Annotated in this window: 12 protein-coding genes; 9 read left to right on the top strand and 3 right to left on the bottom strand. The window is 71.2% G+C overall.

Features of this window, described 5'->3' with window-relative positions; all coding sequences use genetic code 11:
• Positions 1-2: 2 nt before the first annotated feature.
• The 4 genes from BIV01_RS05210 to guaA are packed head-to-tail and all read left to right on the top strand — an operon-like array spanning position 3 to position 4264.
• Complete coding sequence (locus BIV01_RS05210; protein ID WP_071302132.1) at positions 3-1445, top strand: cation:proton antiporter; 1443 nt, start codon at positions 3-5, stop codon at positions 1443-1445.
• A gap of 5 nt (positions 1446-1450) precedes the next feature.
• Positions 1451-2230, top strand: coding sequence for an SURF1 family cytochrome oxidase biogenesis protein (locus BIV01_RS05205; protein ID WP_071294786.1), 780 nt, complete (start codon positions 1451-1453; stop codon positions 2228-2230).
• Between the two features lie 10 nt (positions 2231-2240).
• Positions 2241-2687 carry a DUF3817 domain-containing protein gene (locus BIV01_RS05200; RefSeq protein ID WP_070417720.1) on the top strand — a complete coding sequence of 149 codons (447 nt, stop codon included), beginning with the start codon at positions 2241-2243 and terminating at the stop codon, positions 2685-2687.
• Positions 2684-4264, top strand: a complete 1581-nt coding sequence (guaA, locus tag BIV01_RS05195) for a glutamine-hydrolyzing GMP synthase (RefSeq protein ID WP_071294785.1) — start codon at positions 2684-2686, stop codon at positions 4262-4264. Before BIV01_RS05200 ends, guaA begins: the two co-directional genes overlap by 4 nt.
• Positions 4265-4574: 310 nt before the next feature.
• Here guaA and BIV01_RS05190 read toward each other — a convergent pair whose 3' ends face one another.
• Both BIV01_RS05190 and BIV01_RS05185 read right to left on the bottom strand, forming a co-directional pair.
• Positions 4575-5438 (bottom strand): Bax inhibitor-1/YccA family protein, encoded by an 864-nt coding sequence (locus BIV01_RS05190; RefSeq protein WP_070417722.1) that lies wholly within the window; start codon positions 5436-5438, stop codon positions 4575-4577.
• Between the two features lie 209 nt (positions 5439-5647).
• Positions 5648-6160 (bottom strand): hypothetical protein, encoded by a 513-nt coding sequence (locus BIV01_RS05185; protein WP_071302131.1) that lies wholly within the window; start codon positions 6158-6160, stop codon positions 5648-5650.
• Positions 6161-6219: 59 nt separating this feature from the next.
• Here BIV01_RS05185 and BIV01_RS05180 point away from each other — a divergent pair, with 59 nt between their 5' ends.
• From BIV01_RS05180 to BIV01_RS05160, 5 genes are all read left to right on the top strand, one after another.
• On the top strand, positions 6220-7230 hold the full coding sequence (locus BIV01_RS05180) for a glycerophosphodiester phosphodiesterase family protein (RefSeq protein WP_071302130.1): 1011 nt from the start codon (positions 6220-6222) through the stop codon (positions 7228-7230).
• 12 nt (positions 7231-7242) lie between these two features.
• Entirely contained in the window at positions 7243-9708 is a 2466-nt protein-coding gene (locus BIV01_RS05175) for an ATP-dependent helicase (RefSeq protein ID WP_070417725.1), read from the top strand.
• Between the two features lie 94 nt (positions 9709-9802).
• Positions 9803-11254: a pyridoxal phosphate-dependent decarboxylase family protein gene (locus BIV01_RS05170; protein WP_071302129.1), complete on the top strand. Its 1452-nt coding sequence runs from the start codon at positions 9803-9805 to the stop codon at positions 11252-11254.
• Entirely contained in the window at positions 11251-12669 is a 1419-nt protein-coding gene (locus tag BIV01_RS05165; RefSeq protein WP_071302128.1) for a lysine N(6)-hydroxylase/L-ornithine N(5)-oxygenase family protein, read from the top strand. Before BIV01_RS05170 ends, BIV01_RS05165 begins: the two co-directional genes overlap by 4 nt.
• Positions 12666-15023: a GNAT family N-acetyltransferase gene (locus BIV01_RS05160; protein ID WP_071302127.1), complete on the top strand. Its 2358-nt coding sequence runs from the start codon at positions 12666-12668 to the stop codon at positions 15021-15023. Before BIV01_RS05165 ends, BIV01_RS05160 begins: the two co-directional genes overlap by 4 nt.
• 145 nt (positions 15024-15168) lie before the next feature.
• Here BIV01_RS05160 and BIV01_RS05155 read toward each other — a convergent pair whose 3' ends face one another.
• A complete protein-coding gene (locus BIV01_RS05155) occupies positions 15169-15807 on the bottom strand; it encodes a pyridoxine/pyridoxamine 5'-phosphate oxidase (protein WP_071294778.1) in 639 nt (212 codons plus the stop codon).
• Between the last annotated feature and the right edge of the window lie 11 nt (positions 15808-15818).

Raw genomic sequence — 15818 nt, 5'->3', positions numbered from 1 at the left:
CCGTGCACCTGGGTGGTGAGCTCCTCACCATCGGCATCCTCTTCATCATCGCCTACGTCCTCGGACGACTCGGCAAGACGATCGGGCTGCCCGCGATCCCGATCTACATGGTCGTGGGGCTCATCGCGAGTCCCCACACCCCGTGGATCGGGCTGAACGTCGAGTCGCACACGATCGAGCTGATCGCGACGTTCGGGCTCATCCTGCTGCTGTTCAACCTCGGGTTGGAGTTCGACCAGGAAGAGTTCTACGGCAACGCCGGCAAGCTCCTGGTGTCCGGTGGCACGTACGTCGCCATCAACATGGGCGTCGGGTTCGCCTTCGGGTTCTCGCTCGGGTGGGGCACGCGCGAAGCCCTCATCATCGCCGGCATGACGGCGACCTCGTCGAGCGCGATCGTGACGAAGCTCCTCATCGAGCTCCGTCGCCTGGCGAACGACGAGACCCCGATGATCCTCGGCGTCACCGTGATCGAGGACGTCTTCATCGCGATCTACCTCGCGATCGTCTCGGTGGTCCTCTCCGGCGACACGAACGTGTGGGGTGTCGTCGGCAAGCTCGCGCTCGCGTTCGGGTTCCTCATCGTGATGTTCACGCTGGCCCGGTTCGCCGGCAAGTGGGTGTCCCGGATCTTCGCGACCCGTGACGACGAGCTGTTCACCGTGCTGTTCTTCGGCCTCGCGGTCATGTTCGGCGGCATCGGCGACCTGCTCGGTGTCACGGACGCGATCGGGGCGTTCGTGATCGGCCTGCTCTGCGGCGCCACGCGCTACCGCGACCGCATCGAACAGCTCGCCCTGCCGATGCGCGACGTGTTCGCGGCGTTCTTCTTCGTGAACTTCGGGCTCGGGCTCGACCTGTCGACCTTCGGCGAGGTGCTCTGGCCGGTGCTCGGTGCGATCGGCATGACCGTCGCGCTGAACGCCATCGCGGGACAGCTCGTCGCGCGCATGAACGGCTTCAACATCCAGCAGGGGATCAACACCGCCGTCATCCTGGTGAACCGCGGCGAGTTCGCGCTGATCCTCGCGACGCTCTCGGCCGCTGCCGGGCTCGAAGCCCGCATCACCGCTTTCGCGGGCCTGTACGTCCTCGTCATGGCGATCCTCGGGCCGTTGCTCGCGGTCAACTCGGACCGCATCGGTCGCCTCGTGATCCGCCCGGCCCGTCTGGCACGCCTGCGGACGCGTCTCGGCGGCCGTCGAGCGGTCGCAGCGGCTGCCGCGGCCGAGGCGGCAGAGGCCGAGTCGGACGCCGCCGCTGCCGCTCGTCGGGCGGAGCGGGACCGCCAGTTCGCCGAGGAGTTCGCCCTGGTGGAGGCCGCTGGCAGCCAAGAGCGGGAGAATGAGTCTCCGGAGACGGTGTCCGAGCCCCGGACGTCGTCGGTCGAGACCCCCGCCGAGCGCCCCGAGCGCCCGGTCCGCCAGCGCGATCCGGAGTACTGATACAGATGTGGGCCGTAGCCCGACGACCGAGGTGGATCGCGCTGCTGTTGCTGGCGCTCGTGCTCGCGGCGGTGTTCGCCGGGCTGGGCAAGTGGCAGCTCGAGCGGAGCATCGCCAACGGCACCCCCCTCCCCGCGACGACCGAGAACCGGAAGAGCCTCGACGCCGTGACCGGGCCGATGCAGCCCGCGACCGAGAAGATGGCCGGGCAGAAGGTGACGGTCACGGGGACGTTCGTCGCCGGTGACACCACCGTCCTGACCGGCCGGACCGGTGGCGGGACCTACCAGACCGTCGGACACCTGGTGGACGACACGAGCGGCGCGAGCCTCCCGGTGGTGATCGGGTGGTCCGACCAGCGGTCCGCCGCCGTCGCCGGTGGTGATCGTCTGGCGGACGGCACGCGGCTCACGGTCGAGGGGCGCTACTACCCGGCCGAGTCGCCCGACCAGGACACCTACGACAAGGGCGAGTACTCGGCGGTCGCGCCGGCCCGGTTCGTGAACACGTGGAAGGCGTTCGACGACCGGATGTACCTCGGGTACGTCGTCGCCGACGGCACCACGGCGAAGGCGGCCGACCTCGGCACCATCGCCGACCGGGCGCCCTCGCGCGAGGTCCAGTTCGACTGGCTCAACCTGTTCTACGCGATCGAGTGGGTCGTGTTCGCCGGGTTCGCCGTCTTCCTCTGGTACCGGTTCGTGAAGGACGCCTGGGAGCGTGAGGAAGAAGAGCGGCGTGAGGCCGCACTCAGCGTCGACGGTGCCCTCGTCGACCGACGGTAGGATGGCCGATATGGCTCTGACCGTCCGTACCCGCGACATCCCGAAGATCCCGGGCGCGGTGAAGTGGTACCGCGTCTCGGCGTACATCACCGGCGTGCTGCTGCTCGCCCTGGTGGTCGAGATGGTCATCAAGTACACGCCGCTGCACCTCGAGATGCAGCTCGGCGGCGGTGCGTTCTTCGTGCCGGAGGGCACGGCGGGCAAGGAGCCCGGCACCTTCAACCTGTCGATCGGCATCCTCATCGCCCACGGCTGGCTGTACGTGCTCTACCTCTTCACCGACTTCCGTCTGTGGAGCATCATGCGCTGGAAGCCGATCCGCTTCCTGCTCATCGCCCTCGGGGGCATCATCCCGTTCATGTCGTTCGTGGTCGAGCACCGCATGCAGAAGATCGCCATGGACACCTACCACGAGCTGACCGCTGCCCAGCAGCGTGAGAAGGAGGCCGCTCGGTGAGCGAGACCGAACAGCGTCCCGTCCTCGTCGTCGACTTCGGTGCCCAGTACGCGCAGCTCATCGCGCGTCGGGTCCGTGAAGCGAACGTCTACAGCGAGATCGTCCCGCACTCGATCACGGCGGACGAGGTCCGTGCGAAGGACCCCGCGGCCATCGTGCTGTCCGGCGGCCCGTCGTCCGTGTACGAGACCGGTGCGCCCGCGCTCGACGGCGACATCCTCGACCTCGGCGTCCCCGTGCTCGGCATCTGCTACGGCTTCCAGGCCATGGCGACCGCGCTCGGTGGCGAGGTGGCGAACACCGGGCTGCGCGAGTACGGCGCGACCGACGTCACGCTCTCGCCCGGCACGAGCACACTCCTCGGCGACCAGCCGGAGTCGCAGGTGACCTGGATGTCCCACGGCGACTCCGTGGCGAAGGCACCCGAGGGCTTCGAGGTCCTCGCGTCCAGCGCCTCGACCCCCGTCGCCGCGTTCGCCTCCGACGAGCGCAAGCTCTACGGCGTGCAGTGGCACCCCGAGGTCAAGCACTCGGTGTACGGCCAGGCCGTGCTCGAGAACTTCCTGCACCGTGCCGCCGGGCTCCCCGGTGACTGGAACTCCGCGAACGTGATCGAGGAGCAGGTCGAACGCATCCGCGCACAGGTCGGTGCCGCCCGGGTCATCGCCGGACTCTCCGGTGGCGTCGACTCCGCCGTCGCCGCGGCGCTCGTGCACAAGGCCGTCGGCGACCAGCTCACCTGCGTCTTCGTCGACCACGGGCTCCTCCGCGCCGACGAGCGCAAGCAGGTGGAAGAGGACTACGTCGCCTCCACCGGTGTGCGGCTCATCACGATCGACGCCGAGCAGCAGTTCCTCGACGCCCTCGCCGGCGTGAGCGACCCGGAGCAGAAGCGCAAGATCATCGGGCGCGAGTTCATCCGCACGTTCGAGGCCGCGGCCGAGGCGCTGGTGCTCGAGGCCCAGGCTTCCGACTCTGATGCCGAGGTCAAGTTCCTCGTGCAGGGCACGCTCTACCCGGACGTCGTCGAGTCCGGCGGTGGCTCGGGAACGGCGAACATCAAGTCGCACCACAACGTCGGCGGTCTCCCCGACGACATGACGTTCGAGCTCGTCGAGCCGCTCCGCACCCTGTTCAAGGACGAGGTCCGCGCCGTCGGTCGCGAGCTCGGACTGCCCGAGGTCATCGTCGGTCGCCAGCCGTTCCCCGGCCCGGGGCTCGGCATCCGCATCGTCGGCGAGGTCACGAAGGACCGTCTCGAGCTGCTCCGCGCGGCCGACAAGATCGCCCGCGAAGAGCTCACCGCGGCCGGCCTCGACGAGGAGATCTGGCAGTGCCCGGTCGTCCTGCTCGCCGATGTCCGTTCCGTGGGCGTCCAGGGCGACGGTCGCACGTACGGCCACCCCATCGTGCTCCGTCCGGTCTCGTCGGAAGACGCCATGACCGCCGACTGGACGCGCCTGCCGTACGACACCCTCGCGAAGATCTCGAACCGCATCACGAACGAGGTGCCCGACGTGAACCGGGTCGTGCTCGACGTCACGTCGAAGCCGCCGGGGACGATCGAGTGGGAGTAGTCCTCCCGCGCTGACGGCCCGGCACGCGTCCTGCGTGCCGGGCCGTCCCGCGTCCGGAGGCCGGTCGGCGAGGTCGTGCGTGCGGCGAGGTCGTGCGTGCGGCGAAGTCGCACGATCTGCCGCTCGCGGCGAGGTCGTGCGGCACGTTGTGCGACCTCGGCGATGCACGGGCGGCACGTTGTGCGACCTCGGCGATGCACGTGCGGCATGTCATGCGATCTCGGCGTGGGAGGGTCGTCGGCCGCCCCTGACCCGGGAACGACGAAGGGCCCCGGCGTGTTCGCCGGGGCCCTTCGGGTCGTGCCGAGTACTAGTTGCGCTGGCTGCTCGCCACGATGGCGAGGATGCGCAGGATCTCGAGGTACAGCCACACGATCGTGACGATGAGCCCGAACGCCGCCGTCCACGCGTAGATCCGGGGAGCGCCACGACGGACGCCGGTCTGGATCTGGTCGAAGTCGAGGATCAGCGAGTACGCCGCCATGACCACGACGAGGATGCCGATGATCACGCCGAGCGGGATGCCGAAGATCTCGAACCCGAGGGCACCGAACGCGGTCTGCGTCACGCCGGTCCACATGAGGACCAGGTTGATGAGCGAGAACACCAGGTACCCGACCATCGCGACGAGGAAGAAGCGCGTGGCCTTCGGCGTCGCGCGGACCTTGCCGGAGGCGAACAGCGCGAGCGTCACGGCGAAGACACCGAGCGTGCCGAACACGGCCTGCACGACGATGCCGCCGAACGCGTTCTGGTAGTAGTGCGAGATGCCACCGACGAACAGGCCCTGGGCGAAGGAGTACGCCAGGACGAGCCCGGGCGACGGCTTCTTCTTGAACATGTTGACGAGCGCCAGCACGAACCCGGCGACGGCGCCGATGATCCAGACGATCATCGGTGCGTTCCAGCCGGCCACGGCACCCACGACGAGCACGCCGAACGCGAGCAGCGTCTTGACGATGGTGTCCTCGTACGACATGCGGTCCGTGTCGACCGTGCTGGCCGCCGGGCGGTCGTACATGTACTGCAGCTGCTCGGGGGTCATCCCGCCCTGTGCCTGCTGCGGGGTCTGTCCCCAGCCGGCCTGCTGCTGACCAGCGCCGCGCCCACCCCAGGTGTTGGGCCCCTGGTTGTTGAAGGCGGGGGACTGGTCGAAACCGGGCTTGAAGGCCATGGTGTCCTCTTCCTTGGAGATTCGAGTCCTCTCAGCCTAGGTGGGCTCGGTCGCGGAAGGCTGAGGATTCGCGGCGAGCGGAAGCGGCCCCGTGGGGACCCGACGAGCGCAGCCTACGGTCGTGCGCTGCGTGCGCGCCCCGAACCGGCCCGGAGCCCGCCGACCGCTCACGGCGAGGGTCGGAACGGACCGGCACCGCGCCTCCTGGATCAGCAGTGCGCGCGCAGCGCGACCTCGGTACCGGTGGTCTCCGACCACAGCCGCGCGCCCTGCGTGTACGCGACCCGCACCGGACCCACCGAGCCGCCGTCGCGCGCATCGCGGCGGACGTGCACGACGAGGTCGGCGGCATCGCCCGCGGCGACCGACGCGCCGAGCGCCGGTTCCGGCTCGCCCCAGTGTGCGGGGACCGGCCACTCGTCCGTCCCGTACCGGACCGGGTCCGTCGCACCGTGCGGGTACCGGACCACGAACGCGTCGACGATGCGCACGCCGTCCCCCGGTGCGGACACCGCGCTGACGACGATCGGGTCGCCCGTCGGGTGGTCGAGCATCGCGATGCCGACGGTGGCGTCCGTGCGACCCTCCATGCAGACCTCGCCCCCGCCCTCGGCGAGGTGCAGGGGTGCCGATCCGGAGGCCGGCACGACCCACGCCGCGACGCCGACCAGCACCGTCGCCGCGGCGACGCTGCTCCGCTTCCACCCCCGGTCGAGCCCCATGCCGTGAACCTACCGGCCCGGGGACGCCGCGCGCCGGATGTGGCCGTAGTGTCGGGGCCATGACCCTGGTGATCGCCCACCGCGGCGCGTCCGGCTACCGTCCCGAGCACTCGCGGAGCGCGTACGAGCTCGCGATCGAACTCGGTGCCGACGCGATCGAGCCGGACCTCGTGCCCACGAAGGACGGCGTGCTGGTGCTGCGGCACGAGAACGAGGTCTCCGGCACGACCGACGTCGCCGACCACCCCGAGTTCCGGCACCTGCGCACGACGAAGACGGTCGACGGGCAGAAGACGACGGGCTGGTTCACCGAGGACTTCACGTGGGCCGAGCTGCGGACGCTGCGGACCCGCGAGCGCCTCCCCGCCCTGCGACCGGGGTCGGCGGAGCACGACGGCGAGGAGCCGGTCCTCCGCCTCGAGGACCTGCTCGCGATCCTCGACGCGGCTCCCCGGCCGGTCGGACTCGTCGCGGAGATCAAGCACGCCGACTTCTTCGACCGCGCCGGCTTCCCGATGGGGCAGCTCCTCGACGGGGTCCTCGCCGAGACCGGGTGGCGCGGGGACGAGCGCCTCACCGTCGAGAGCTTCGAGAAGGGGGTGCTGCGGGACCTCCGGGAGCGCGGGACCGGCGGGCGGCTCGTCTACCTCCAGGAGGCGCGGGGCAGCGCGGCGGACGAGGTCGCGTCCCACGGGTCGTTGGCTCCCACCTACGCGGCCGAGCGGTCCGACGACGCGCTCACAGCCTTCGCGACGGAGTTCCACGGCATCAGCGTCGACCTGGGGACGCTGATGGCCGGGGTGGACAGCGTCGCGCTCGAGGATCCGGCACCCGTGCGGAGCGTCGTCGTCGACCGCGCGCACGAGGCCGGGCTCGCCGTGTACACGTGGACGCTGCGACCGGAGAACCGCTTCCTGCCGGCGCCGTTGCGTCGTGGCGGCGAGGTCGCGGCGTTCGGCGACTGGGAGCGGTGGTTCACCTCGGTCGTCCGCACCGGCGTCGACGGGGTGTTCGCCGACCACACCGACCTGGCCGTGCTCGCCCGCTCGGCTGTCGGAGGCCCGGCCTAGACTGTCCCGGACATGACGATCGTGCTCGACCCCTTCGACTCGACGCCCGGCCGTGCTGACGGTTCCGGCGCCGGTGACCGCGCCTACGACGACCCCTTCACCGCGGGTCTGAACCCCCAGCAGAAGGAAGCCGTCGAGTACCGCGGCGAGTCCCTGCTCATCGTGGCGGGTGCGGGCTCCGGCAAGACGAGCGTGCTGACCCGCCGCATCGCCCTGCTGCTCGCCAACCGAGAAGCCTGGCCGTCGCAGATCCTGGCGATCACCTTCACGAACAAGGCCGCGGCCGAGATGCGCGAGCGCGTGCGGGCGCTGGTCGGGCAGGCGTCCGAGGGGATGTGGATCTCCACCTTCCACTCGGCGTGCGTGCGGATCCTCCGGCGCGAGGCCGAGCGCTTCGGGTTCGCGCAGTCGTTCACGATCTACGACTCCGCCGACTCGAAGGCCCTGCTCAAGCGGATCATCAAGGAGCTCGAGGCGGACTCGCTCGGGCTGACCGTCGGCGCTGCGGCCTCGAAGATCTCGAAGCTCAAGAACGAGCTGCAGGACATCGACTCCTACGCCCGGAACATCAATGCGAACGACCCGCAAGAAGTCATGTTCACCGAGGTCTTCCGGCGGTACACGAACGAGCTGCGCCGGGCGAACGCGTTCGACTTCGACGACCTCATCGGCCAGACGGTGTTCCTCTTCCGCGCCTTCCCCGAGGTCGCCGCGCTCTACCAGCGCCGGTTCCGGTTCATCCTCGTCGACGAGTACCAGGACACCAACCACGCGCAGTACGCCCTCATCCGCGAGCTCACGCGGCCGGTCCCGGTCGAGCAGGTGGACAAGCTCGAGGACGCCGGGCAGCACGTCGCCCGCATGCGCGAGGCCGACGGGTCGATCGCCCCGGCGTCGCTGACCGTCGTCGGTGACTCCGACCAGTCCATCTACGCCTTCCGCGGGGCGGACATCCGCAACATCGTCGAGTTCGAGCGGGACTTCCCGAACTCGAAGGTCGTCCTGCTCGAGCAGAACTACCGGTCGACGCAGAACATCCTCGACGCCGCGAACGCCGTCATCGCGAACAACTTCGACCGGCAGGCGAAGAACCTCTTCACGGACGTCGGCGCGGGCGACAAGATCGTCGGGTTCACGGGCTACACCGGGCACGACGAGGCCCAGTTCGTCGCCGACGAGATCCAGCGCCTGCACGAGGACGGCATGTCCTACCGCGACATGGCCGTCTTCTACCGGACGAACTCGCAGACCCGTGCGCTGGAGGAGATCTTCATCCGTGCGGCGATCCCGTACCGGGTCCTCGGCGGCACGAAGTTCTACGAGCGCGCCGAGATCAAGGACGCCATGGCGTACCTGATCACCGTCGCCAACCCGGCCGACCCGATGGCACTCCGACGGGTCCTCAACGTACCGAAGCGCGGCATCGGCGCGGTCACCGAGACCACCCTGCAGCGCTACGCCGACGAGCACGAGACGACGATGCGGGACGCCCTCCGGCACGCCGACGAACTCGGATTCGGGCCGAAGGTGCGCAACGCGATCACGGCGTTCGCCGCCCTGCTCGACGACGTCTCGTCCCGCGCCGGTACGCAGCCGGTCGTGGACACCCTCACGCAGCTGCTCGACGGCTCGGGGCTGCTCGAGAACCTCCGGAAGTCGCCCGACGCGCAGGACGCCGCCCGTGCGGACAACATCGACGAGCTCGTCGCGGTGACGCGGGAGTTCCAGAAGAACAACCCCGAGGGCACGCTGTCCGACTTCCTGACCGAGGTCTCCCTCGTCGCCGCGGCGGACGAGCTCGACGACTCGTCGGGAACGGTGTCGCTCATGACCCTGCACACGGCGAAGGGGCTCGAGTACGACGCGGTGTTCCTCACCGGCGTCGAGGAAGACCTGCTGCCGCACCGGATGTCGGCGAACGAGCCGGGTGGCCCGTCCGAGGAACGCCGGCTCTTCTACGTGGGGATCACCCGCGCCAAGAAGTCCCTCTTCCTGTCGCTCGCGATGACCCGCGCGCAGTTCGGTGACGTCAACGTGGCGATGCCGTCCCGCTTCCTGCAGGAGATCCCCGAGGGGCTCATCGAGTGGAAGCAGTCTCCCGGCATGGCGAACAGCCGCGGCGGGACCGAACCCCGGGCCCTCAACGCCCGACGGGGCGGCGGGATCGGCGGCTCGGGCGGCGGCGCCGGCGGCGGGTACCGCGGCGGTGGCGGCTGGGGCGGTGGCTCGTACGACCGGGCGGCCGCAGCGCAGAAGACCCGTCCGAAGACCGAGTGGGCGAACCGCGTGTCCGGGCAGGTCCGCGACAACGGCGACATGGAGCTCGTGGCCGGCGACCGCATCAAGCACGTCGACTTCGGCGAGGGGACGGTCTCGGCCGTGACCGGCATCGGCGCCAAGCGCATCGCCGAGATCGCGTTCGACTCCGCGGGCCGCAAGAAGCTCCTCATCAAGATCGCGCCGATCGAGAAGCTCTGAGGCGCTGAGCCCCTGACGCCGACGCGCCCGGCCATGTCGGGAGCGCGCTGCCGCACGTGACAATCGCGGCGAGGTGAGGTTAGCCTTACCTAACGTGACAGCCCTCATCGAATTGTTGACCTCTGCCAACGCCGAGCGCTACCGGACCACCGTCACCACGACGGTCGACCGGCTCGCGGACCGCATCTCCGACGTCGACCGACCGACGACCGACACCGCCGCGGACGAACTCCGGGCCCGCGTCGCCGCCGTCGACCTCGACGCGGAACCCCTCGGTACGGACCGGGCGCTCGCCGAGCTCGACGACCTGTTCGTCCGCGAGGCCGTCTGGTTCCACGACCCGGCGTACCTCGCCCACCTCAACTGCCCCGTCGCGCTGCCCGCGGTCGCGGCGGAGTCGGTGCTCGCCGCCGTGAACACCTCGGTGGACACCTGGGACCAGTCGCGGATCGGGACCGACATCGAGCGGCACGTGGTGGCGTGGCTCGCCGGGCGCATCGGGTTCGCGAGCGGTGACGGGGTGTTCACCTCGGGCGGGTCCCAGTCGAACCTGCAGGCGCTGCTGCTGGCGCGAGAAGCAGCGACGGCCGCGACAGCCGCGACGGCCCCGATGCTCACCGTCTTCGCCACCGCCGAGTCCCACTTCAGCGTCCGCAAGTCCGCCCGGCTCCTCGGCCTCCCCGACGACGCCGTCGTCGACGTCCCCACCGACCAGGCCGGCCGGATGCGTCCCGCGGCCCTCGCCGAGGCGATCGCGGCCGCCCGCACGGCCGGCCGCACCCCGATGGCCGTCGTCGCCACGGCGGGCACCACCGACCGCGGCGTGATCGACCCGCTCGAGCCGATCGCCGACGTGTGCGACCTCGAGGACGTCTGGCTCCACGTCGACGCCGCGTACGGCTGCGGCCTGCTCGTGTCCCCGACCCGTCGGCACCTGCTCGACGGGATCGAGCGTGCGCGGAGCGTGACCGCCGACCTGCACAAGTCGTTCTTCCAGCCGGTGTCGTCGAGCGCCCTGGTCGTCCGCGACCCCGCCGACCTCCGCCGCACGGCCTGGTACGCGGACTACCTCAACCCCGAGGACGCCGCCGAGCCGAACCAGGTCGACAAGTCCCTGCAGACCACCAGGCGGTTCGACGCGCTGAAGCTCTGGGCGACCCTCCGAGCGTCCGGCGCCGAGGCCGTCGGGCGGGCGTTCGACGCGGTGATCGACCTCGCGACGGAGACGCACGCGATCGTCGACGAGCACCCGGACCTCGTGCTCGTCGCGCCGACGCAGCTCAGCACGGTGCTGTTCCGGTGGCAGCCCGCCGGCGTGACCGATGCGGACGCCGACGCACTGGTGGCTCCGATCCGTGCGGCCCTCCTCGCCGAGGGGCGGGTGCTCATCGCGAAGACCGTGATCGACGGGCGCCCCTGCAACAAGCTGACGCTGCTCAACCCGGAGACGACCCCGGCGCAGATGCGCGCCTCGCTCGACCACGTCGCGGCGACGGCAGCGCGCGTCCGCGCGGCCGCCTCCGCCCCGGAAGGAGCAACGCGATGACCACCGCTGACGACCTCCGGACCGCCGACCAGACCGTCGACCGGCCCGCCGACCGCCCCGTCCACGACCTGATCGGCATCGGCATCGGGCCGTTCAACCTCGGCCTCGCCTGCCTCACCGACCCGCTCGACGACCTCGACGCGGTGTTCCTCGACGCCGCCGACGGCTTCGCCTGGCACCACGGCATGATGCTCGACGACGCCACGATCCAGGTGCCGTTCATGGCGGACCTCGTGACGATGGCGGACCCGACCTCGCCGTTCTCGTTCCTGGCGTGGCTCAAGGAGACCGGTCGGCTCTACCCGTTCTACATCCGCGAGGACTTCCACCCCCTCCGCAGCGAGTACGACGCGTACTGCCGGTGGGCCGCCGACCGGCTCGACACCCTCCGCTGGGGCCGCCGGGTCACGGCCGTCGAGCACGACGTGACGACCGACCTGTTCACGGTGCACGCCGAGACCGATCAGGGCCCCGAGACGTACCGCGCACGCCACGTCGTCGTCGGCATCGGCACGGAGCCGTCCGTCCCCGCACCCCTGCGGGGCATCGACGGGCCGGCGATCCACTCCGCCGAGTTCCTGCCGAACCGTGACGCCCTGCGCCGTGCCGGGTCGATCGCGGTGATCGGCAGCGGCCAGTCCGCCGCCGAGGTCTACCGCGAGCTGCTCGAGGACGTCCGGCGGGACGGCTACCGCCTCGACTGGATCACCCGCTCGCCGCGGTTCTTCCCGATGGAGGACACCAAGCTCACGCTCGAGATGACGAGCCCGGAGTACACGGACCACTTCCACGCCCTGCCCGAGGACGTCCGCGACCACCTCGGTCGCGAGCAGCGCGGGCTGTACAAGGGCATCAGCGCGGACCTCGTCGACGCGCTGTACGACCAGCTGTACCGGCTCAGCGCGCCGGGACCGGTCCCGACGACGCTCCGCACCGAGACCAGCGTGGTCGACGCCGTCTGGCTGGCGGACCGGGGGACGTACCGGCTGACCCTCCGGCACGAGCAGCTCGGCGAGACGTACGAGCACGAGGTCGAGCGGCTGGTCCTGGCGACCGGGTACCGACCGCGGTCCGCGGCGTTCCTCGCACCGGTCGAGCACCTCGTCGCCCGCGACTCCCGGGGGCGCCTGGCGGTCGCACGCGACCACCACGTCGACCGACTCGGCGGCCGCATCTGGGTGCAGAACGCCGAGGAGCACACGCACGGCCTCACCGCACCCGACCTCGGCATGGGGGCGTGGCGGAACGCGTCGATCATCCGGTCCGTCACGGGTCGGCCCGTCTACGGCCTGGAGGCACGGATCGCCTTCCAGGAGTTCGGCCTGCCCGCCTCCGCCCGCTCCACGGCACGTGGCAGCACCGCGGACGGCGCGCCGCCCCGGCACGCGACCGAGCGCGCGGAGGTCTCCGCATGACCGTCGACGCGACCACCCTGCCGGACGTGACCGAGGTCGGCGGGGCCGAGCCGCGCCTCCTGGCCGTCGAACCCGTGGACCCGGATCGTGACGCCGCCCTCGTGCAGTCGTGGCTCGCGCACCCCGCGTCGTCGTGGTGGAGCATGGGGCACCTCGACGTCGACGCGGTGCGGACGTACCTCGCGGACGTGCAGGCGGATCCCGCGCAGGCCGCGTGGCTCGGCCGTCGTGACGGCGTCCCGGTGTTCCTCGCGGAGACGTACGACCCGGCCCGGGTCCTGCTCACCGACGTGTTCGCCGCCGAACCCGGCGACGTCGGCATGCACCTGCTCGTCGCGCCGCCGCCCGCCGACGGACGGGTGCACGGACTGACGAGCGCCGTCATGTGCACCGTCGTCGAGCACTGTCGCGACGTCCTCGGAGCACGCCGCGTCGTCGTCGAGCCCGACGTCCGGAACACCGCCGTGCACGCGAAGAACGCCGAGGTCGGGTTCCGCGTGCTGCGCGAGGTCGACGTCGACGGCAAGCGCGCCCTGTTGTCCGTGCTCGACACCGACCGGATCGGGCTGCCCGAGGGCGACGGGCTCGCGGCGCACCTCCGGCCGGAGCACCTCGAACCGGCCCAGCGGCACCTCGTGGCGAAGGCGATCGCCGAGTTCACGCACGAGCGCCTCGTGGAACCGCAGCCGGACGGCGACGCCTGGCGGCTCGACGCGGGGGAGTCGACCTACCGGTTCCGCGCGCGTCGGCACGTGCTCGAGCACTGGTCGATCGACGAGACGTCGCTGACCCGCACCCGTGCCGGTGCGGCGGCCCCGCTCAGCGCGCAGGACCTCGTCCTCGAGCTGCGCGACGTGCTCGGGGTCCCCGACGCGCTGCTCGGCACGTACCTCGAGGAGATCGCCTCCACCCTCGCGAGCGCCGCCGCGAAGCACCGTCGCGGTGGGCCATCAGCCGCGCAGCTCGCACGGGGGCGCACGGAGGGGACCGACCGCGTCGTCGCATCGTTCCAGGACGTCGAGTCGGCGATGACCGAGGGGCACCCGGCGTTCGTGGCGGCGAACGGGCGGATCGGGTTCGGGCTGGACGAGTACCGCGCCTACGCTCCCGAGGCCGGCGGTCGGTTCCGCTACCGCTGGCTCGCCGCACGCCGGGCCTGCACGCACCTCGCGCTCGCCGCGGACCGCACCGAGCGCGACCACTGGGCGGCCGAGCTCGACCCGGAGACCACCGCCGGGTTCCGGGCCGTTCTGGTGTCCCGGGGACTCGACCCCGACGACTACGTCTGGATCCCCGTGCACCCGTGGCAGTGGCAGCACCGGATCGCCGTGACGTTCGCGCCGGACCTCGGGCGGCAGGACCTGGTCGACCTCGGGGAGGGGCCGGACGAGTACCAGCCGCAGCAGTCGATCCGGACGGCGTTCGACCGCTCCCGCCCGGAGCGCTCCTACGTCAAGACGGCGCTCGCCGTGCAGAACATGGGGTTCCTGCGGGGGATGTCGCCCGCGTACATGCGGAACACCCCGGCGGTGAACGACTGGGTCGCGGCACTCGTGTCCGCGGACGAGACGCTGGCCGGCGCCGGGTTCTCGGTGCTCCGGGAGCACGCGGCCATCGGGTACACCGGGGACGCCTACCACCGGGTCGACGTGTCCTCACCGCAGCGGAAGATGCTCGCGGCGCTGTGGCGGGAGAGCCCGCTGCCGCGGGTGACCGACGGCGAGCGACTGCTGACGATGGCGGCGCTGCTGCACCGGGACGCCTCGGGTGACGCCGTCGTGTCGGCGCTGATCGAGGCATCGGGCCTCCCTGCCGACGAGTGGGTGCGGCGCTGGCTCGACGCGTACCTGCTGCCCGTGGTGCACTGCCTGACCGTGCACGACCTGGTGTTCATGCCGCACGGCGAGAACCTCGTGCTCGTCGTCCGTGACGGGGTCGTGGTGCGCGCGGTGATGAAGGACATCGGCGAAGAGGTCGCGGTACTCGGGCGGCACGCCGACCGCCCGGTGCCCGCCGACATCGAGCGCATCGTGCACCCGGTGGACGACGACGAAGCGGCGCTGGCCGTGTTCACCGACGTGTTCGACGGGGTGCTGCGCTTCGTCGCGGCGATCCTCGACGACGACGGGGTCCTGCCGGAGTCGCGGTTCTGGCAGGTGGTGGGGGAGTGCGTCGACGCGCACGCCGCGGCCCACCCGGGGCGCCGGCGACCGCTGGACCTGCGGGTGCCGGCGTTCGAGCACTCGTGCCTCAACCGGCTGCAGCTGCGGAACACGCTGTCGATGGTGGACCTGGCGGACCAGTCGTCGTCGCTCATCCGGGCGGGGGCGATGCCGAACCCGATCGCGCGGTAGCGCGGGCGCGCGCGGCGCGGCGGCGTGCGGCGCGGCGGCGCGGCCGCGGCGCGTGTGACGAACCAGGAATCCGACATCGAACCAGCGCGCGCGGCTGGTTCGATGTCGGTTCCGTGGTTCGACGCGGGGGCGAGCCCGCGGCGCGCTACGGCTGCAGCCGCGCCGCCGACCACGCGCCGTCGGCGAGCACGTACTGCAACCGCCGGTGCATCCGGTCGCGGCTGCCGTGCCAGAACTCGACGCGGTCCGGCTCGAGTCGCCACGCCACCCAGCCCTCCGGGCGGGGCACGTCGTCCTCGGACTCGTCGAGCAGCGCGTTCGCGTCGTCGATGAGGTCCTGCAACGTCCGGGGCTCGAGCACCGAGGACTGGTCGGCGATCGCGGTGGCGGCGCGGGACTTCGGCGACCGGTCGGCGAACAGCGCGTCGGACTCGGCGTCGGAGAGCTGCACGGCCCGGCCCTCGAACCGCAGCTGCTGCATGGTCTCCCGCCAGTACACCTGGAGCGCGGCGAACGGGTTGTCGTCGAGCTGCCGGCCCGTCGGGCTGAGCGTCGAGGTCCCGAACACGAGCCCGCGGTCGTCGAGCCGCTTCACGTCCACGGTCCGCGCCGAGACCCGGCCGTCGGACCCCGCGGTGGCGAGCGTCATCGACATCGGCTCGGACACGTCGCCGTCCCGTGCCTCGTCGATCCAGGTGCGGGCGACGTCGAACGGTGATGCTGGCGGGTCGGTGTACTCCGGGAACGCGAACGAGGTGTCACCGGACAGCGGGGCGGAGGGCATGCCCCCACCCA

This window comes from Curtobacterium sp. MCBA15_013 (assembly GCF_001865095.1).
Classification (GTDB): domain Bacteria; phylum Actinomycetota; class Actinomycetes; order Actinomycetales; family Microbacteriaceae; genus Curtobacterium.
The sequence above is the reverse complement of the archived record's forward strand: the minus strand, read 5'-3'. Positions and strand labels throughout refer to the sequence as shown.

Coding starts and splice junctions, on each gene's coding strand:
- BIV01_RS05205 (WP_071294786.1), top strand. CDS start 1,451: ATGTGGGCCGTAGCCCGACGACCGAGGTGGATCGCGCTGCTGTTGCTG.
- BIV01_RS05200 (WP_070417720.1), top strand. CDS start 2,241: ATGGCTCTGACCGTCCGTACCCGCGACATCCCGAAGATCCCGGGCGCG.
- BIV01_RS05190 (WP_070417722.1), bottom strand. CDS start 5,438: ATGGCCTTCAAGCCCGGTTTCGACCAGTCCCCCGCCTTCAACAACCAG.
- BIV01_RS05185 (WP_071302131.1), bottom strand. CDS start 6,160: ATGGGGCTCGACCGGGGGTGGAAGCGGAGCAGCGTCGCCGCGGCGACG.
- BIV01_RS05180 (WP_071302130.1), top strand. CDS start 6,220: ATGACCCTGGTGATCGCCCACCGCGGCGCGTCCGGCTACCGTCCCGAG.
- BIV01_RS05175 (WP_070417725.1), top strand. CDS start 7,243: ATGACGATCGTGCTCGACCCCTTCGACTCGACGCCCGGCCGTGCTGAC.
- BIV01_RS05165 (WP_071302128.1), top strand. CDS start 11,251: ATGACCACCGCTGACGACCTCCGGACCGCCGACCAGACCGTCGACCGG.
- BIV01_RS05160 (WP_071302127.1), top strand. CDS start 12,666: ATGACCGTCGACGCGACCACCCTGCCGGACGTGACCGAGGTCGGCGGG.
- BIV01_RS05155 (WP_071294778.1), bottom strand. CDS start 15,807: ATGCCCTCCGCCCCGCTGTCCGGTGACACCTCGTTCGCGTTCCCGGAG.